At 71.5% G+C, this 19291-nt stretch carries 13 protein-coding genes; 6 read left to right on the top strand and 7 right to left on the bottom strand.

What is annotated here, in order from left to right; genetic code table 11:
• The first annotated feature begins 197 nt into the window (after window positions 1-197).
• Complete coding sequence (locus tag WMF24_RS47495) at window positions 198-1247, top strand: oxidoreductase (protein WP_437734113.1); 1050 nt, start codon at window positions 198-200, stop codon at window positions 1245-1247.
• A gap of 139 nt (window positions 1248-1386) precedes the next feature.
• On the opposite strand, the gene sucD is transcribed toward WMF24_RS47495, so the two are convergent.
• The 5 genes from sucD to murA all read right to left on the bottom strand — a co-directional run bounded on the left by sucD (window position 1387) and on the right by murA (window position 6803).
• Window positions 1387-2268, bottom strand: coding sequence for a succinate--CoA ligase subunit alpha (gene sucD / locus WMF24_RS47500; protein ID WP_437734114.1), 882 nt, complete (start codon window positions 2266-2268; stop codon window positions 1387-1389).
• A gap of 95 nt (window positions 2269-2363) precedes the next feature.
• A complete protein-coding gene (gene sucC / locus WMF24_RS47505; RefSeq protein ID WP_437734115.1) occupies window positions 2364-3566 on the bottom strand; it encodes an ADP-forming succinate--CoA ligase subunit beta in 1203 nt (400 codons plus the stop codon).
• 214 nt (window positions 3567-3780) lie between these two features.
• Window positions 3781-4731, bottom strand: a complete 951-nt coding sequence (locus tag WMF24_RS47510) for a hypothetical protein (RefSeq protein WP_437734116.1) — start codon at window positions 4729-4731, stop codon at window positions 3781-3783.
• A gap of 168 nt (window positions 4732-4899) precedes the next feature.
• Window positions 4900-5535: an ATP phosphoribosyltransferase gene (gene hisG, locus WMF24_RS47515; protein ID WP_437734117.1), complete on the bottom strand. Its 636-nt coding sequence runs from the start codon at window positions 5533-5535 to the stop codon at window positions 4900-4902.
• Complete coding sequence (gene murA, locus WMF24_RS47520) at window positions 5532-6803, bottom strand: UDP-N-acetylglucosamine 1-carboxyvinyltransferase (RefSeq protein ID WP_437734118.1); 1272 nt, start codon at window positions 6801-6803, stop codon at window positions 5532-5534. The genes hisG and murA overlap by 4 nt, the downstream gene beginning before the upstream one ends.
• 210 nt (window positions 6804-7013) lie before the next feature.
• Between murA and WMF24_RS47525 the strand changes: the two genes are divergently transcribed.
• Together WMF24_RS47525 and WMF24_RS47530 are read left to right on the top strand one after the other, a co-directional pair.
• Entirely contained in the window at window positions 7014-8198 is a 1185-nt protein-coding gene (locus WMF24_RS47525) for a hypothetical protein (protein ID WP_437734119.1), read from the top strand.
• Window positions 8199-8383: 185 nt separating this feature from the next.
• The gene (locus WMF24_RS47530) at window positions 8384-8872 is read left to right on the top strand and encodes a DUF2452 domain-containing protein (RefSeq protein ID WP_437734120.1); all 489 of its coding nucleotides are present in this window, start codon (window positions 8384-8386) and stop codon (window positions 8870-8872) included.
• A gap of 82 nt (window positions 8873-8954) precedes the next feature.
• Here WMF24_RS47530 and WMF24_RS47535 read toward each other — a convergent pair whose 3' ends face one another.
• Window positions 8955-9941, bottom strand: coding sequence for an NAD(P)H-quinone oxidoreductase (locus tag WMF24_RS47535; protein WP_437734121.1), 987 nt, complete (start codon window positions 9939-9941; stop codon window positions 8955-8957).
• 24 nt (window positions 9942-9965) lie between these two features.
• Window positions 9966-11087 carry a serine/threonine-protein kinase gene (locus tag WMF24_RS47540; RefSeq protein WP_437734122.1) on the bottom strand — a complete coding sequence of 374 codons (1122 nt, stop codon included), beginning with the start codon at window positions 11085-11087 and terminating at the stop codon, window positions 9966-9968.
• A 513-nt stretch (window positions 11088-11600) separates the two neighbouring features.
• Between WMF24_RS47540 and WMF24_RS47545 the strand changes: the two genes are divergently transcribed.
• From WMF24_RS47545 to WMF24_RS47555, 3 genes are all read left to right on the top strand, one after another.
• Window positions 11601-13274, top strand: coding sequence for a protein kinase domain-containing protein (locus WMF24_RS47545; protein WP_437734123.1), 1674 nt, complete (start codon window positions 11601-11603; stop codon window positions 13272-13274).
• A gap of 439 nt (window positions 13275-13713) precedes the next feature.
• Window positions 13714-16800 (top strand): AAA family ATPase, encoded by a 3087-nt coding sequence (locus WMF24_RS47550; RefSeq protein ID WP_437734124.1) that lies wholly within the window; start codon window positions 13714-13716, stop codon window positions 16798-16800.
• 193 nt (window positions 16801-16993) lie between these two features.
• Complete coding sequence (locus WMF24_RS47555) at window positions 16994-19237, top strand: SLC26A/SulP transporter family protein (protein ID WP_437734125.1); 2244 nt, start codon at window positions 16994-16996, stop codon at window positions 19235-19237.
• The last annotated feature ends 54 nt before the right edge of the window (window positions 19238-19291 follow it).

Below are 19291 nucleotides of genomic sequence, written 5' to 3' on the forward strand. Positions count from 1 at the left end.
GGGTCATGTGCGACGACATCGGATGCCTAGTGACCACTTCTCTCGGTGGCTCGCCTGACGCGATCGCGAGCGACGCGGACGTGCCGGGCGGCCCGCGAGCCTCCGACGCGCGCATCGCGGCGGCCGTGGGCGGCCGTGGCGCCGGGCTTCCCCTCGGCGCCCCTTCGGGCTAGCGTCCGCGGCGAGCCCGCCCTGCCATGTCCCAGCGCGTCTATGTCGGCCTCATCGGTTACGGCCTCGCCGGCGCCGTCTTTCACGCCCCGCTGATCCGGTCCGTTCCTCGTCTGCGCCTCGCGGCCATCGCGACCCGACGGGAGGGCCAGGTCATGACCGACCACTCGGGCGTCGCCGTGCACCCGACGCCCGAGGTGCTGATCGCCGAGCCCGGGATCGACCTCGTGGTCATCGCGTCGCCCAACGAGACGCACTTCCCGCTCGCGCGCGCGGCGCTCGAGGCGGGCAAGCACGTGGTCGTCGACAAGCCGTTCACGAACACGAGCGCCGAAGCGGACGAGCTCATCGCCCTTGCCGCGCGAAAGGGCCGGCTCCTGTCGGTCTTCCAGAACCGCCGATGGGACGCGGACTTCCTCACCGTGCGCCACTGCATCGAGCAGGGCCTGCTCGGCGAGGTGGCCTCGTACGAGGCGCACTTCGACCGTTTCCGCCCCGCGATCAAGCCGGGCTGGCGGGAGCAGCAGGCCCCCGGCTCGGGGATCCTGTACGACCTCGGCGCGCACCTGATCGACCAGGCCCTCGCGCTCTTCGGCCCGCCGCGCGCGGTCACCGCCGACGTCCTGACGCAGCGGCCCGAGGCGCGCGCCGTCGACTATTTCCACCTCACGCTCGACTACGGCCGGCGCCGGGTGATCGTCCGCTCGTCGACGCTCGTGCGCGAGCCGGGCCCGCGCTTCGCGGTCCACGGCGACGGCGGGAGCTTCCTCAAGTACGGCATCGACGGCCAGGAGGATGCCCTCAAGGCGGGCAAGCGCCCCGGCATGCCGGAGTGGGGGCGAGAGGACCCGCGCTGGTTCGGCACGCTGGTGACGGCCGACGGCGAGCGCCGCACGATCGAGAGCCTGCCCGGCGCCTACGAGGCCTACTACGAGGGCATCGCGGCCGCGATCCTCGACGGGGCCCCGCCGCCGGTCCGCGCCGAGGCGTCGCGCGACGTGATCCGCATCGTCGAGGCCGCGATGCGGAGCTCGGCGGAGCGGCGGACGATACAGCTCGATGGCTTTTCTACGTGACCGGACAGGCCGCGTGAGAAGGCTTTAGCGCCTCGTGCGACAGCCGATACCCGAGCTGGGTAGAAGCGCCACGCGTCGGGCGGCTCGGCAGGGCCTGTGTGACAAGCCCAGCCTCGAGCGCCGCCCCCTGCCGGAAGTCCTAGCGCGCCGCCGCGAGCGCCGCCTGCATCGCGACACCCATCTCGGCCGGCGTGGCCGCCACCTTGGCCCCCGCCGCCTCGAGCGCCGCGATCTTCTCGGCCGCCGTGCCCTCGCCGCCCGCGATGATCGCGCCCGCGTGGCCCATGCGCTTGCCCGGAGGCGCCGCGCGGCCCGCGATGAACGCCGCGACCGGCTTCTTCATGTTCTGCTTGATCCACGCCGCCGCGCGCTGCTCCGCCGTCCCGCCGATCTCGCCGATCAGCACGACCCCGTGCGTGTCGGGATCCTGGTTGAACAGCTCGAGCACGTCGATGAAGTCCATCCCGCCGACCGGATCGCCGCCGATACCCACGCAGCTCGACTGGCCGATCCCGAGCGCGCTGAGCTGACCGACCGCCTCGTAGGTCAGCGTGCCCGAGCGGGAGAGGACGCCGATGTGCCCCTTCTTGTGGATGTGGCCCGGCATGATCCCGATCTTGCACTCGCCGGGCGTGATCACCCCGGGACAGTTCGGCCCGATGAGGCGCGCCGGCTTGCCCTCGAGGAAGCGACGCACCCGCACCATGTCGAGCACCGGCACGCCGTCGGTGATGCAGATGACGAGCCGGCAGCCCGCGTCGACCGCCTCCGTGATCGCGTCCGCCGCGCCGACGGGCGGCACGAAGATGCACGAGACCTCGGCACCCTCGTTGCGCACGGCCTGCTCGACCGTGTCGAAGATCGGCACCTTGTCTTCGAAGCGCTGGCCGCCGCGGCCGGGCGTCACGCCGGCGACGACCTTCGTCCCGTACTCGATGCAGGCGCGGGCGTGCTGCGAGCCGTAGGCGCCCGTGATGCCCTGGAAGACGACCCGCGTGTCCTTGTTGACGAGGATGCTCATCGCTTGATTACTCTACCTTCAACGTGGACAGGAGCCCGGCCATCGCCGGTCGCTCGCTGCTCAACTGGGTTCGAGGCTCGGTGCTCGCGGGCGCCCTAGGCGCCAGTCTGGGCCTTGCCGCCGCGCGTGGCGGCGACGATCTTCTGCGCGCCGTCGGCCATGGAGCTCGCCGACTGGATGGTCAGGCCGCTCTCGTCGAGCAGCTTGCGGCCGGCCTCGACGTTGGTCCCCTCGAGGCGCACGACGAGAGGCACCTTGAGCCCGAGCTCCTTCGCCGCGGCGACGACCCCGGCCGCCACCACGTCGCAGCGCATGATGCCGCCGAAGATGTTCACGAAGATGCCGCGGACCCGATCGCTCCGCAGGATGATCTGGAACGCGGTCTTGACCTGCTCCTGCGAGGCGCCGCCGCCGACGTCGAGGAAGTTCGCCGGCCTGCCGCCGTAGTGCAGGATGATATCCATCGTCGCCATCGCGAGCCCGGCGCCGTTCACGAGGCAGCCGATGTCGCCGTCGAGCGAGACGTAGGAGAGCCCGGCCCGCTTCGCCTGGAGCTCGACGGGATCCTCCTCGTCGACGTCCCGCATCTCGTTCCACTCGGGGTGCCGGAACTCGGCGTTGTCGTCGAAGCTCACCTTCGCGTCGAGCGCGAAGATGTCCCCGGAGCGGGTCACGACGAGCGGGTTGATCTCGAGCAGCGAGCAGTCCTCCGCGGTGAAGCACGCGTAGAGCGAGGCCACGAGCTTGAGGAACTGGCGCTGCGTCTCCTTCGCGGTGAGCCCGAGCGCGATCGCGAGCTGCCGGCCCTGGTACGGGGCGAGGCCGAGCACCGGATCGATGAAGAGCTTGAAGATCTTCTCCGGCGTGCTGTGGGCGACCTCCTCGATGTCCATGCCGCCCTCGGTCGACGCGATCACCGCGATGCGGCGGCGCTCGCGGTCGACGAGCATCGCGAAGTAGAGCTCGCGCGCGATGTCGAGGCCCTGCTCGATGTAGAGCCGCCGGACCTTCTGCCCCTCGGGGCCCGTCTGCTTCGTGACGAGCTGCATGCCGAGGATCTTGTCGGCGAGGGCGGCCGCCTCCGCGCTGCCGCCCTTCGCGACCTTGACGCCGCCGCCCTTGCCGCGGCCGCCCGCGTGGATCTGCGCCTTCACGACGACGACCGGGTTCCCGGTCTGCGCGATCAGCCGATCGGCGATCGGAGCGACCTCGCTCGCCTGGAAAGCGGGCTCCCCTTTCGGTACCGGCACCCCGTAGCGGGCGAAGACCTGCTTGCCTTGATACTCGTGGATTTTCATGAGAGGGGCCGCCACCCTATCACATGGGTGGGCCCAGGCGAGACGCGAATGAGAGGGCGACGGACGCCGCGTGCTGATCGCGCGGCCGCTCAGGTGACGACCGGTAACGATCGGTAACGCTCGGCGACGTTCGGCCGCCTCTCCGGCCGCCGAGCCGGCCCTACCCCGAGTGTTTCATGTGTTTCATGGAAAAGCGCGGCGCCGCGCCGTCTCCTCACTTGGCGGCATACGGCGGCGGCTCGGGCCGGCGGAGCGCCACCAGGGCGAACAGGCCGGGGAGGATGTCGTCCTCGACCCGGGACGCCTTGCCTTCGAGGCTGATCTTGAGCTCGTCGAACGGCGCGTAGGTGAGCCCGGCGCTCGCCGACACGCTCGGCTGGGGCGCGAACAGGAAGGCCGAGAGGGCGCCCCCGGGCTCGTGGAGAGCCTGGACTCGGACGAGCGGATGGATAGCCACCTTGGGAAGGATGTTGGCGATGATCTCGCCGCCGACCCAGGGCTTCAGCTTCACCGCACCGACGTCGTCCGCCATCCCGACCAGCCCGACGCTGCCGTCGATCGACACCGTCAGCTCCTCGGCCGGGTAGAGCTCCAGGGCGAGGACCGCCGAGTAGAAATCGATCGTCGGATAGAACGCCACGCCCGACCAGGTCGACCAGAGCGCCTGCATCGTGGTCAGGCCGGCGCCGAAGGTCGGCGCGTCGACGTCGAGATCGAAGCCGCCGAACACGTTGACCTCGTAGCCCTCGCCGAGGACGAGCCCGGGCTCGACGCCGAGCATCCGGCCCGGCACGGTGCTGATCATCGTCGAGGAGGTCGGGAAGTAGTTGACCCAGTTATCCCAGTCCTCGATGCCAATCGCGTGCGTGATGATGCCGAGCCGGAGGTGGTAGTCCTCCCGGCCGATCTGGAGCATCGCCCACTCGGGAGGACCGATCTTGAGCCCCTCCGCGGGCAGCGACCACTCGGGATAGACGAACCCCGGCAGGCCGAACCCGGGCAGGCCGAGCGGCGCCGAGGTGGCCTGCATGTCGAGATCGAGCCGGAAGTAGAGCGAATCGCTCGCGATCCGGACCCCGACCTCGGCCTGCGCGAGGGCGTCGAAGCGGTGGGTCCCCGGCGGGTCGCGGTGCACGCCCGCGACCACGCTGGTCCCCCCTCCCACCCACAAATCGATATCGGCCGGAAGCGCGGCGAACAGCGGTAGCAGCGGGGCCTCCTCTCTCCATGTCTCCGATGGTGTCTGTCGTTGATCCGCAAGCCGGCCGGGGGCAGCGAGCCGGCCGGCGGCGGCGGGCCTGCCGGCGGCGAGGACCGCCGCCGGCGCTCGCCGTCACTTCTGCGCGCCGGTCGTCGCGGCCCGCAGGCGCTCGATGAGCGGGCGCACGTCGTCGCTCCGCAGCTTGTACGACGCGCGGTTCGCGATGAGCAGGGTGCTCACCTCGGTCACCGTCTCGAGCACCTCGAGGCGGTTCTCGCGCAGCGTGGCGCCCGTCTCGACGATGTCGACGATGAGGTGAGAGAGCCCGACGAGCGGCGCGAGCTCCACCGAGCCGTGCACGGGGATGATCTCCGCCACCACGCCCTTGCCCGCGAAGTGGTCGCCGGCGATCCGCGGGTACTTGGTGGCGACGCGCGGCAGATCGGGGATCGGCGTGTCCTCCGGGCCGGCCACGACGAGGCGGCAGCGGCCGATCCCGAGATCGAGCGGCGTGTAGAGGTCGTGGCGGCGCTCGAGGAGCGTGTCCCGGCCCGAGACCCCGAGGTCCGCGGCGCCGTACTCGACGTAGGTCGGCACGTCGTCCGGCTTCAGGAACACGTACCGGAAGGCGCCGTCCGCCGTCGGCCGCACGAGGCGGCGGTCGTTCTCCTGGAGCGGCGTGCTGTCGAGCCCGGCGCGCTGCACGAGCGGGATCAGATCCTTCAGGATCCGCCCCTTCGGCACGGCGATCGTGAGCGGCTTCTTCATCCGGCCCGCCCCTCGACGCGGACCGCGTCGGCGCCGAGCTGCGCGAGCTTGCGCTCCATGAACTCGTAGCCGCGATCCAGGTGATAGACGCGCAGCACCTCGGTCTCGCCCTCGGCGGTCACGAGCCCCGCGATGACGAGCGAGGCGCTCGCGCGCAGATCCGTCGCCATCACGGTCGCGCCCGACAGCGGCGCGCCGCCGTGGACGTGCGCCGTGTGGCCGTCCACGTCGATGTGCGCCCCCATGCGCGCGAGCTCGGGGACGTGCATGAAGCGGTTCTCGAAGATCGTCTCGACGATGCGCGACGTGCCCTGCGCGAGGCACATCAGGACCATGAACTGCGCCTGCATGTCCGTCGGGAAGCCCGGGTGCGGCGCGGTCGTGACGTCGACGGCGCGCAGCGGCCGCTCGGGGTCGCGGCGCACGCGCACGCAGTCGCCCTCGCGGCCCACCTCGACGCCCGCCTGGCGCAGCTTGGCCGCGACCGCCTCGAGGTCCTCGAGCGGCGCGTTCTCGATCAGCACGTCGCCGCCCGCCGCGGCCGCCGCGACCATGTACGTCCCGGCCTCGATCCGGTCGGAGATGATCGCGTGATCGAACGGCTCCAGCTCGTCCGCGCCCTCGATGTGGATGACGTCCGTGCCGGCCCCGCTCACGCGCGCGCCCATCTTGTTGAGCACCCGGCCGAGCTCCTCGACCTCGGGCTCGCGCGCGCAGTTGACGAGCGTCGTCCGCCCCTTGGCGAGCGCGGCGGCCATCATCAGGTTCTCGGTGCCGGTCACGGTCGGCAGGTCGAACACGACCTCGGCGCCGCGGAGGCGCTTGCACTCCGCGACGATGTAGCCGCGCGACAGCCGGATCGTCGCGCCGAGCGCCTCGAGCCCCTTCAGGTGCTGATCGACCGGGCGCGTCCCGATCTGGCAGCCGCCGGGCAGCGACACCTTGGCGCGGCCGAAGCGCGCGAGCAGGGGGCCGAGGACCATCACGCTGGCCCGCATCTGCTTGACGAGCTCGTACGGGGCCTCGGGCCGCACGTTGTCGCCGGCGCCGACCTTCACGAGCGGCGGCGCGGTCTCGACCTTGCGGCCGAGGAACCGGAGCAGCGCCGCGGTCGTGTCGATGTCGCGCAGCGCGGGGACGTTGCGGAGCAGGCTCTCGCCGTCGGAGAGCAGCGTCGCGCAGAGGATCGGCAGCGCCGCGTTCTTCGCGCCGCTGACGCGGATCTTGCCGGAGAGCGGCTTGCCGCCCCGGATCCGGATGGAGTCCATGCCCCCGCTATCGCACAACCCGCAGCGGAACGCGATGTTTCGGGCATGCCGCGCGCCCCGCCCCGCCGGCCGTCGCGGTCGTCAGCGGCGGGCGCCCGCCGCCTCGCTCCAGCGCGCGCCCGCCGTCCGCGTCGCCCCTGCGTCGAGCGCCCGGCCCGGCCGGACGACGGGCGCCCAATTTCCCCTGCGCTGGATTAGTCTCCTCCAGCCATGCGACCGAGCGCCTTCGCCCTGACCTCGCTGCTCGCCGCCTCCGTGGCCTCGCTCGCCGCCGCCCAGCCCTCGGCGGACCTCCGCGGGTTCCGCGCCTCGATCGATCCCGGGGCCGGCATCTACCTGGAGCCCGCCGCGACCCCGGACACCGGCGTGTGGAGCGCGAGCCTCTGGGCCTCGTACGCCTTCCGGCCGATCGTGCTCCGCGACCCGGCGTCGGACGACGTCCGCTTCGACGTCCTCCGCCACCAGGTCAGCGCCGACTTCGCGGCCGGCGTCGGCATCGCGCGGCGCCTCCTCGTCGGGCTCACGCTGCCCGTGGTCCTCTACCAGACCGGCGACGAGCCGACGTCCGACGCGACGCGCGTGCTCGGCCCGACGTGGGTCCCGGCGCAGGCGCTCGGCGATCTCGGCCTCGTCGGCAAGCTCACGCTCGTCCAGCCCACGGGCGGCGATCTCGGCGGCCTCGCGCTCGCCCTGCACAACCGCTTCACGCTGCCCACGGGCGACGAGGCGTCGTACGCGGGCGAGGGGAGCGTCACGAACGAGCTCCGGCTCCTCGCCGAGTACCGCCTGATCGCGGTCGGCGCGCACCTCGCCGCCGGCCTCAAGCTCCGCGCCGAGCGGGCCCGCTTCGCCTGCCACGCGACGCCGATCGACGCCGCCGGCGCCGATCCGTGCCCCACCGTCTTCGGCCACGAGCTCCCCTTCGGCCTTGGCCTCTCGTTCCGGCCGCAGATCCTGGGCGTCGATCCGGAGGGGCGCGCCACGCTCTTCCTGGAGGCGCACGGGCACCTGCCGCTCTCGCCCGTCGCGCCGTTCGCGCGAGAGGAGATGGCCGCGCTGGAGCTCGGCCTCGCGGCGCGCTACGCGCTCGGCGACTTCTCGCTCCTCGGCGGCGTACAGACCGCGCTGATCGGCGGCATCGGCACCTCGCCGCTGCGCGGCGTGCTCTCGCTCGCGTGGACCCCGCGCGTCCACGACGTCGACGAGGACGGCGTGGACGACGACGCCGACCAGTGCCGCGAGCTCGCGGAGGACCGCGACGGCTTCCAGGACGACGACGGGTGCCCCGAGGGGGACAACGACGAGGACGGCGTCTTCGACGACGAGGACCGCTGCCCCGTGCAGAAGGAAGACGAGGACGGCGTCGCGGACGAGGACGGGTGCCCGGACCCGTGACGACCGCCCGGGCGGCGCGCGCCGGTGACGGAGGCGCGCGCCGGTGACGGGGGCGCGCGCCGGTGACGGGGGCGCGCGCCCGGACGAGCCCGCCGCGGCGACGGCCGGCGACGGCGCGGGGCGGCCGCCCGGCGTCGCGGTCGCTACAGCGCGGGCGCGCGCTGCACTAAGCTCCGGGTCTCCTCATGAGCGACGACGGTTTCACCAGGCACGGCGGCGGCCGCCACGAGGGCCCCGCCAGCACCTCGCCGTACCCCCTGAGCCGGCTCTCCGCCCCGCACGAGCTCGTCGACGTGGCGCGGGAGATCCAGCAGGCCGACGCGCTGCTCGGCGCGGTCACCGGCGGCAAGCTCGCGCAGATCGCCCGGCAGATCCGGGCGCTGCAGGAGCAGGCGCGCCAGGTGCTCGAGGCCGCGCAGCGCGACAGCGAGCTCCACCGGGCGGCGTGCAACTTCAAGAAGCGGCCCGGCCACGTCTATCACCTCTACCGGCGCGCCGACGGCGTCCGCTACCTCTCGATGCTCTCGCCCGAGGAGTGGGGCGGCGCGCCGCCGCACCCGTTCGAGGGCTCGTACCGGCTCGAGGTCGACATGTCGTGGACGCCGGCCGACGAGGCCGAGGCGCACGACGCCGAGGCCGGCGCGCTCGCGCGGCTCCTCGGCCGCGGCGCGTGACGCAGCGCCCTGCGTTGAGCACGCGTTGCGTGCGTTGAACGCGCGCCGATCACGCGTCGATCACGCGTCGATCACGCGTCGATCACGCGCCGATCCGGAGCAGCACCTTCCCGAACGACGCGTTGCTCGCCATGTAAATGTGCGCTGCCGCTGCATCGCCGAGCGGGAAGACCCTGTCGATGATCGGCCGCACGGCGCGGCGCGCGAGCCACGGGGAGATGTTGCGCTCGAGCACCTGCGCCGCCGCGATCTTCTCCTCGAGCGGGCGCGAGCGGAGCACGGTGCCGATCAGCTCGACGCGCTTGCGCAGCAGCTCGCGCAGATCGAGCTCCGCGGTCGCGCCCGCCGTCAGCCCGACGAGCGCGATGCGCGCCCGCGGCGCGCACGCCCTGAGGTCCTCGTTGACGTACGCGCCGCCGACGAGCTCGAGCACCGCGTCGACGCCCGGGCCGCCGGTCGCCTTCAGTACCTCGTCCGCGAACGTCCCGCCCGACGCCGCGATGCCGGCGTCCAGCCCGAGCTCGCGGCAGCGGTCCAGCTTGTCCTGCGTGCGCGACGTGCCGGCGACGAAGCACCCGAGCGCGCGCGCGATCTGGAGGCCGGCCGTCCCGACGCCGCTGCCGACGGCGTTCACGAGCACGCGCTCGCCGGGGGCGAGCCGGGCGCGCGTCACGAGCGCGTCGTACGCGGTCACGAACGCCTCGGGCACGGCCGCCGCCTCCTCGTCCGTGAGCCCGTCCGGCACCGGCGCGACCTCGCGCTCGTGCGCGACGATCCGCTCGGCGTAGGCGCCGCCCGGCACGAGGCCGAAGACGCGGTCGCCCGGCGCGAAGCGGTGCGCGCCCTTGCCGACGGCCTCGATCACGCCCGCGTACTCGAGCCCCGGCACGTCCGGCGGCGCGCCCGGCGGCGCCGGGTACATGCCGAGCCGCTGGAGCAGATCGGCGCGGTTCACCCCGGCGAAGCGGACGGCCACGCGCACGTGCCCCTCGGGCACCTCGGGCGCCTCGACCTCGCGCACCTCCAGGACGTCCGGCCCGCCCGGCTCACGGATGACGACGGCTCGCATGGGTCTCTCTACCGCACGCGCCGCTCACTCTTCCATGGGCGGCGGCAGGACGCTCTTCCGGTAGAAGTACTCGACCTTCTCCGAGTCCGGATCGACAGGCTCGGCCGGCTCGGCCGGCGGCGGGCCGCCGATCGCCGCCTCGATCTGCACCTGCTCGAGCGCGTCCAGCATCGAGGCCGCGCTCGAGAAGCGCTCCTCGCGGTCGAGCGCGAGCGCGCGCATCGTCGCGACGTCGAGCGAGTGGGGGACCTCGGGGCGCAGCATGCGCGGCCGGATCGGCTTGACGCGCTGGATCTCGGTGAGCAGGGCCGCGGGCGTCGGCGCCTTGAACGGGAGCTGCCCGGTGAGCATCACGTAGAGCAGCATGCCCACCGAGTAGAGGTCCGCGCGGGCGTCGAGATCGCGGACGCCCTGCGCCTGCTCCGGCGCCATGAAGGCCGGGGTGCCGGCCACCGCGTGGCTCCCCGCGGCGCCCGTCGACACGAGGATCGACGGCCCTGACCCGGTGTTGAACGCCTCGGCGACGCCGAAGTCGAGCACCTTGACGGTGAGCGGGCCGCGGTCGCCGCCGACGAGGCAGATGTTGTCCGGCTTGAGGTCGCGGTGGAGGATGCCCTCGGCGTGCGTGACGACGAGCGCGCTGAGCACCTGCACGGCCACGTCCAGCACGACGGAGATGGGCATCGGGCGCTCGCGCGCGAGCCGCTCGGTGATCGTCTCGCCCTCGAGCCGCTCCATGACGAGGTAGGGCGTCCCGTCCTCGAGCACGCCGAGATCGTACACCTCGACGATGTTCGGGTGGCCGAAGCGGCCCGCGACGGCGGCCTCGTTGTGGAAGCGGGCGATCGCCGTCTTGCTGTGCGCATACTGGCCGCGGAGCGTCTTGATCGCGACCCGGCGCCGCAGGCCGATGTGGATGCCGTCGTAGACCATCCCCATCCCGCCCTTCGCGATGACGCCGAGGATGCGGTACCGATCGTGAAGGAGCCGGCCGACGAGGGGCGCCTCCTTCGTCGGCCGGGGCTGATCGGGATCGCTGTCGGCCCCGAGCGGGCCGTCCACCGGCCAGACCGACTCGCCCCTGCTCGGCGGCACCCGCGTCGAGGAGGGCGGGGCGACGCTCGGCGTGAGCGCCGTGCCGTGCACCGGGCACCTTTCGGTGTCCGAAGGGTGCGGCAACCCGCACGCCTGGCATCGGATAAAGTGCTGCGGCGGCATCGGGGACCCGGTCAGAGTACGGGTACATCCGCCCATGCAGCAAGCTCGTTCAGGAACCCAGCGTCCTGGCCGGGCGTGAGCGCCCACAGCGTGCGGTCGGGTAGCCAACGGATGTCAACTTCAGCAGCCGGGTTGGATCGGCTCGCGGCTTACGGTAGGCTGAGCTCTACGTGCCGCAGCCAGTCCGGGGGACAACCCGACGAGCGCGGGCGGCGCTGCGGCGAGCCAGGTCCCAGGATTTGCATCGGACGTAAGCGGACGTAAGCGGAGCGTGAGGCGGAACGCGAGGTAGGACGTAAGCCCGAACGTGAGACCAAACGTCGGATCGGACGTCGATCGAACAAGGCGAACGAAGGCAGCGCGCGACGGGATCGGGGTACGCTTTCCCCGACTGCCAGCAGTGGGGGCCAGCGGGATGGGAAGGGGAAAGAGACAGAGGCCATGAGCACGGCGGAGAAGCTTTCGGACGGTGCCTCGTCGGCCAGCGGTGAGTCCGATCCGCTGCTGGGAAAGGTCTTGAATCAGAAGTTCAAGATCCACTCCCTCCTCGCCACGGGCGGCATGGGGGTCATCTACCGCGGAGAGCAGATCGCGCTCGAGCGCCAGGTCGCGATCAAGGTCCTGACGCCCACCAACTCATCGAATCAGATCGATCCCAACTTCCATAAGCGCTTCTTCCTCGAGGCGAGCATCCTCGCCCGGCTCCAGCACCCGAACATCGTCACGGTCTTCGATTACGGCCGAGTCGAGAACATGGAGCCCGAGCGGTACTTCATGGCCATGGAGTTCCTGGAGGGCGAGACGCTCTTCCGGCGGCTCCGCAAGGCCGGCCGGCTGTCGGCGCCGGACGCGATGGGCGTCGCCCGGCAGATCGCGCGCGGGCTCCGCGAGGCGCACAAGCACGGCGTCGTGCACCGCGATCTGAAGCCGTCGAACGTCATGCTCGTCCCCGGCGAGGACACCGGGGAGCTCGTCAAGATCCTCGACTTCGGCCTCGTCAAGGTGCTCGCGGACGACTCGGAGGAGCTCACGCAGCAGGGCTCGTTCCTCGGCTCCCCGCGCTTCATGTCGCCGGAGCAGATCTCGCACGGCAAGGTCGACCTCCGGACGGACGTCTACTCGCTGGGCGTCATCGTCTATCAGATGCTCTGCGGCAAGGTCCCGTTCGAGGCGCAGAACTCGGTCCAGATCCTGATCGCCCACCTCCAGCAGCCCGTCCCGCGCATGCGCGAGCGCAACCCCGAGGCCGACGTGCCCGAGGTGCTCGAGGCGTTCGTGATGCGCTGCCTGTCGAAGGAGCCGGACGGCCGCCCGGCCAACATGGAGGCGTTCATCCGCGGCCTCGGCGAGTGCGCCCAGGCGATGGGCCTGTCGCCGGCGTTCGGCTCGACGGGCCTCGTGACGATGGACTCCGGCGGGACCGGCAGGATGCCGACGCCGATGCCGCCCGTGCGCGTGATGACGGCGATCCCCGCGAGCCCGTCGCCCCCGTCGTCGTCCACGGGCGCGGCCTCGGTCGACGACGCGTCGCTCGGCGCCGCCTCGCGGCCGGCCGACGCGGCGCCGCAGGGCCGCAAGGGCATCGTGCTCGTCGCGGCGGGGGTGCTCGCCGTCGCTGGCATCGGCGTCGTGATGTCGCAGATGCGATCGAGCGAGCCGCCGCCGGTCGCCGCGCCGCAGCCGGACAAGCCGCCGCCGGTCGTCGCCCCGCCGCCGCAGCCCGCGGACGTCTCGTCGTTCGTGCTGATGGTCGAGTCGATGCCCTCCGGCGCCGAGGTCCTCGAGGACGGCAAGCTCCTTGGAACCACGCCGCTCCAGCTCTCGATCTCGAACAGCTCGGTGCGCGCCAACCCCCGCCGGCTGACCGTGCGGAACGAGGGGTACGAGCCGTACTCGATCGTCCAGGGCCCCTCGGATCAGTCGGTCCGCCTCGTCGCCACGCTCACGAAGAAGGTGGCCGCGCCGACGAGCACGCCGGCAGCGCCGACGCCGCCCCCGGCGGCCCCGGCGCCCCGGAGCTACGGGCGGCCGGCCGCGAGGCCGACGCCGCCGCCCGACACGCCCCCGCCGGCGCCTCCCCCTCCTCGGCCGCTGGACATCCAGATCGAACGATGACCCTCCAGCGCCCCGCACGCCTCGACGTCGTGTCCCCGTCTGTCCTCCCCGCGCGGCCGCTCTGGGCGGATGTACCAGCCGGTCCGACAGAGCTGTATTCCGGGCTCTCCGCCGAGGGGGGTGTCCCGCGAGGCGCCGGTGTGCCGCGCCCTGCGGAACACGCGCACGCGGGCCAGCCCGCGCAGCGCCGCGACCAGCCCGCGCAGCGCCGCGACCAGCCCGCGCAGCGCCGCGACCAGCTTGCGCAGCGCCGCGGCCAGCCCGCCCGGACCGCGCAGCGTGACCAGCGCGCGGCGGTGAGCCGGCGCGTCGCGCGCACGGCCGATCGAAGATCCCCGTATTCATCTGTTCCCGCCGGCAGTAGACTCCGGGCTCTGCGTCCCGCAGACGCGCTTCCCAGGCCGATTCCAAGCGGGATCCGTTGCTGAGGAGCAAGGAAATGAACCCGCTCGTCCCCGACTTCATCATCCAGCAAGACGCTCTCGGCAACACCGAGGGCAGCTTCACGGGGGCGGTGCTGATGATCGACATCCCCGGCTTCACCGAGCTCACGGAGAAGCTGATGCAGCACGGGCGCGCGGGCGCGGAGACGCTCGCGGGCACGCTCCGGTACTACTTCGACCCGCTCATCGCCGCGGTCCACCACGCCGGAGGCTTCATCACGAACTTCGCGGGCGACGCGTTCACGGCGCTGTTCCAGGACACGCCGGACCGCAAGGTCGCCGAGTACGTGCTCGGCGCTGCGCTGTCGATGCGCGACCTGTTCGCGGAGCACCCCGAGCGCGACACGCCCTTCGGCAGCTTCCCGTTCTCGTTCCGGATGGGGCTCGCGTGGGGCTCGGTCGAGTGGGGCATCGTCCGCGTCTCCCCGGAGCGCGCGTACTACCACTTCCACGGGCAGGCGCTCGCCGCGTGCGTCGCGATCGAGCGGCAAGCGCAGAAGGGGGACATCCTGCTCGACCGCGCGCTCTGCGACCGCATCCCGCCCGCGAGCGCGAAGTACCACGGCGAGGGCGTCTACAAGCTCGGCGACGTGCCCGCGCCGAGGCTGCCGCAGGTCCCGCGCAACCCGCCGCGCGGCGACGGCGCCGCGTTCGTCGCGAGGGGCGTCGCCGACATGCCGCCCGAGGGCGAGTTCCGCAACGTCACGAGCGTCTTCCTCTCGTTCGAGCAGATCCCGAGCTTCGCGGAGCTCACGCGCCTCCTGCACGAGCTCTCGGAGCTCTACGGCGGCACCTTCACGGGCATCGACGCGGGCGATCTCGGCATCGCCGCGCTGATCCACTTCGGCGCCCCGATCACGCACGAGAACGACAACGATCGCGCGCTCGACTTCGCCCTCGAGCTGAAGAAGCGCGGCCTCCGGCAGATGCGCCTCCGCGCGGGCATCACGCGCGACGTCCGCTACGCCGGCTTCAACGGCGGGACCGAGCGCCACGAGTTCGCGTGCATCGGCCGCGCGACGAACCTCGCCGCGCGCCTCGTCGCGAAGGCCCCCTGGTCGGCCATCTGGGCCGACGAGCAGGTCTTCCGCGCCGGCGAGACGAGCTACCAGTGGACGACGGAGAACATCTTCCGGTTCAAGGGCTTCGACCTGCCCATCCTCGTCTACTCGCTCGAGCGGCGGCGCATCTCGGTCCAGAAGGAGTTCTACGACCTCGGCCTCATCGGCCGCGAGGCGGAGATCGAGCAGCTCGCGCGCTACGTGAGCCCCATCTTCGAGGGCAAGCCGGCCGGGATCATCTATATCGACGGCGAGCCGGGGCTCGGCAAGAGCTACCTCGTGCAGCGCTTTCGCCACCGGTGCGAGGAGCACCAGAGCGAGCGGCCCTTCCTGTGGATCGACGCGCGCTGCGACCAGACGCTCCAGAGCTCGCTGAACGCGTTCGAGTTCGCGCTGAAGGAGTACTTCTGGGAGTCCTCCGCGCTCGGCAAGGAAGAGAAGCTCACGAACTTCGACGACGCGTTCGAGTACCTCCTCGAGCGGCTGCCCGAGAGCCAGAGCGCGCTCAAGCGCGAGCTCGACCGCGCGCGCTCCGTGTTCGCCGCGCTCATCGGCATCCGCTGGGAGGACTCGCCGTACGAGCGCCTGCACCCGAAGCTCCGGTACACGAGCACGCTGTCGGCGCTCTCCTTCGTCTTCCTCGCCGAGGCGTCGCTCCAGCCGGTGATCCTCCACCTCGAGGACGCGCACTGGGCTGACGAGGACTCGCTCGAGGCGGTGCGCGTCATCGCGCGCGCGTGCCGCGGGCTGCCCATCGCGATCATCTGCACGACGCGGCGCAAGGACGACGGCACCCCGGTGCGCATCCCGCTCGACCCCGGGATCTCCGAGAAGGTGATCGAGCTGAAGCCGCTGCCGCGCGAGCAGCTCCTCGCGCTCGCGGTCCCGTTCTTCGGCGGCCCGATGCCGGACATGCTCGCGACGCTCCTCTGCGAGACCGCGGGCGGCAACCCGTTCTTCGCGCAGGAGATCCTCGCCTACTGGCTCGAGGACGGCCGGTACGGGTCGAGCTCGAGCTCCATCTCGATCTCGAACACGTTCATGCCGCCGAAGAACGTGAACAGCCTGCTCATCTCGCGGCTCGACCGGCTCGACGCGAAGGTGAAGCAGACGATCGTCGCCGCGGCCGTCCTCGGGCGCGAGTTCGACCTGCGCGTGCTCGCGCTGATGCTCCCCGACGCCTCGGTGCTCGAGGAGCACGTGCGCATCGGCGAGGCGCAGTGCATCTGGTCGCAGATGACGGAGCGGCGCTTCCAGTTCAGCAACGCGCTGCTCCGGAACGCCGCCTACGAGATGCAGTCGCGGGCGCGGCTCCAGGAGCTCCACCGCCTCGCCGCCGAGGCGATCGAGAGCCTCTACGGGGACGACCTCGAGGACCAGCTCGTGGCGCTCGGCCGGCACTGGCGGCGCGCGGGCAAGGTCGATCACGCGCGCCGCTACTTCCTCGCCGGCGCGCGCAAGGCGGCGGCGCGCTACGCGCACGAGGAGGCGACGCGGCTCTACCGCGTCTACTTCAAGCTCTCGCCGGAGCCGACGCCCGAGAGCGTCATCGTGCGCTACGAGTTCGCCCGCGACGTCCTCGAGGCGAGGGGGCGGTACCAGGAGGCGCGGCAGGAGCACATCCGCGTGCTGACGGACGCGCAGAAGCTCGGCGACCGTGCGTCCGAGGCGCTCGGGTTCCTCGGCCTCGGCCGCACGCACTGGGCGATGCAGCAGCCGGACGACGCGCGCACGTACTGGGAAGAGGGGCTGCGCGCCGCGCGCGAGTCGGGCAACCTGCCGACCGAGGGGCTCACGCTGGCGAGCCTCGGAATGGCCTACGCCGTCCAGGGCCGGTATGACGCCGCGCGGACGCTGTACCACCGCGCGATCGCGATCGAGCGGCAGATCGGAAACCGGCGCGAGGAGGCGAGGCTCCTCGCCGAGTTCGCGAAGCTGCACCGGCTGAGCGGCCATCTCGGCGAGGCGGAGGCTCTGCAGGAGCAGGCCGCCGCGATCGAGCGTGAGCTGGGCGCCTCCTGACCCGGCGCGGGGTGCCGCAGCGCACCCCGCCCGTCGCCCCCTGAGCATCATCGTCGCCGCGATCGTCGCTGCCGCTACCCTGCGCGGCGGCGAAGTCGCTATGCTCGCCGAGGCCGGGGCGCGGCGCTAGCGCGCGTCGGGCCCAGGGCAGCGCGGGGATTTCGCCACATCGTCCGAGAGGTCTCTCAAGAGCATGACACAGCAGGAAGCAGGGGACGTTGCGGAGCCGGTGCAGGTGGCGCAGGTCGGGAAGGGCAGGCGGCTCAAGCTGGTCCAGGCGCTCCTGGCCGCTGCCGTCTCGGGGACGCTCGTCGTCACCTTCGACATCTCCCTGGCCGCGCTCGTGTTCACGCACGACTTCGCGGACCGCCTGTCGAAGGGGATCGGCATCTTCCTGATCAGCTCGGTGATCATCGGGGTGATCGTCGCCCTCCTCAGCTCATTCCGGCCCGTCATCGCCGCGCCTCAGGAGGACGCCGCCGTCATCTTCGCGTCGATGGCCACCGCGATCGCGGCGGGCGTCCACAGGATCGATCCGAACGCGGACGCGTTCCCGACGGTGATCGTCGCCATCGCGCTCACCTCCGTCGTCGCCGGCGGCTTCTTCCTGCTGCTCGGCCTGTTACGCCTCGGCGTCCTCGTCCGCTTCATCCCCTATCCCGTGGCCGGCGGCTTCCTCGCCGGCGCCGGGTGGCTGCTCGTGCTGGGGTCGCTGTCCGTCATGTCGGGCAAGCCGGCCACGCTGAAGACGCTGCCGGACCTGTTCTCGAGCTCGCTGGACAAGTGCCTCACCGGCGTCCTGTTCGGCTTCCTGCTCGTGGCGCTGCTCCGGCGTTACTCGAACCTCCTGCTCCTGCCGATCCTGCTCCTCGGGTCGACGGGCGTCTTCTATCTCATCCTCTACATCTCCGACTCGAGCGTGGCGCAGGCCTTCTCGGACGGGTGGCTCCTCGGGCCGTTCCCGAAAGAGGGGCTCTGGCCCCCCGTCCAGGCCTCCGATCTCAAGGAGGTGAACTGGTCGGTCCTGGTCAAGGAGGGCGGCGGCAACATGGTGGCCGTCACGGTCATGGCGGCCATCACCGTGCTCCTCAGCGCGTCCGGCGTGGAGCTCGCCACCGAGCAGGAGATCGACCTCGATCGGGAGCTGCGCGCGACGGGGGTCGCGAACATCGTCGGCAGCCTGTTCGGGTGCGTCGTCGGGTACATGTCGATGCCCGAGTCGTCGATGAACTTCAAGACCGGCGCGAACACCCGCCTCGCGGGCATCTTCGCGGCGTCGGTCAGCGCGATCGTGCTGGTCATCGGCGCCGACGCGATCAGCTACTACCCGCGCCCCGTGCTCGGGGGGCTCATCGCTTACCTCGGCTTTCACTTCCTGATCAACACGCTGTACGAGGGCTATTTCCGGCTGCGCCGGACCGAGTACCTCGTCGTCGTGGTCATCCTCCTCGTCGTGGCGGTCTCGGACTTCCTCACCGGCGTCGCCGTGGGGCTCGGCGTGTCGCTCATCCTGTTCGCGCTGAGCTACAGCCGCATCGAGGTCATCCGCAACGCCATCTCCGGCCTGCACCTCCGCAGCAACGTGGCCCGCAGCGACGGCGAGGAGATGACGCTGATGGAGCGCGCGAAGCAGCTCTACATCCTCCAGCTCCAGGGCTACGTCTTCTTCGGGACCGCCTACAACCTGCTCACGAGCGCGCAGCAGCGCATCCAGAGCACGGACGGGGAGATCCGGTACCTGCTCCTCGACTTCCGGCACGTGAACGGGCTCGACTCCTCGGCGATCGCCAGCTTCCTCCGGCTCCGCCGGCTCGCGAAGGCGCACGGGGTGAAGCTCATCCTCACCGAGGTCCCGGCGGACATCAGGAATCACCTCGAGCGCGGCGAGGTCGTGATCGAGAACGACGACGTGTGCCGCATCTACCCGGATCTGGACCGCGGCCTCGAGGCGTGTGAGAACGAGATCATCCAGGAGGCGCCCCCGAGCATGCTGCCGCCGCCCATGCTCTTCTACGATCTCCAGGATGTCTTCAACGGCAGGCCGGAGATGCTTCGCTTCCTTGGCTACCTGGAGCGCGTCGAGGCCCCGGCGGGGTTCGACCTGTTCCGGCAAGGGGACGTCTCCAAGGATCTATACCTCATCGAGAGCGGTGAGCTGACAGCGTGGCTGGAAATTGACGGGAAGAAGATCAAGCGGCTCCGCACCATGGGGCCGGGCTCCGTCGTCGGGGAGTCCGGCCTGTACATGGGCGAGAAACGTTCGGCGACCGTGACGGCGAGCCGCCAGGCCACGCTCTACCGGCTCTCGGAGGAGGCGCTGCGGCGCCTCACCGCCGAGGCCCCGGAGCTGGCGGCCGCGTTCCATCACTTCGTGGTTACGTTGCTTGCGCGCAGAATCGTCCACTCGACAGGTCCTGTCAAATCATTGTTCAACTAGAGCGACGAACGTCCGAGCACGCCGCGTTCCCGCAAGATGCCTTGAACAAGACGG

Source organism: Sorangium sp. So ce1335, from assembly GCF_051521615.1.
Lineage (GTDB): Bacteria > Myxococcota_A > Polyangia > Polyangiales > Polyangiaceae > Sorangium.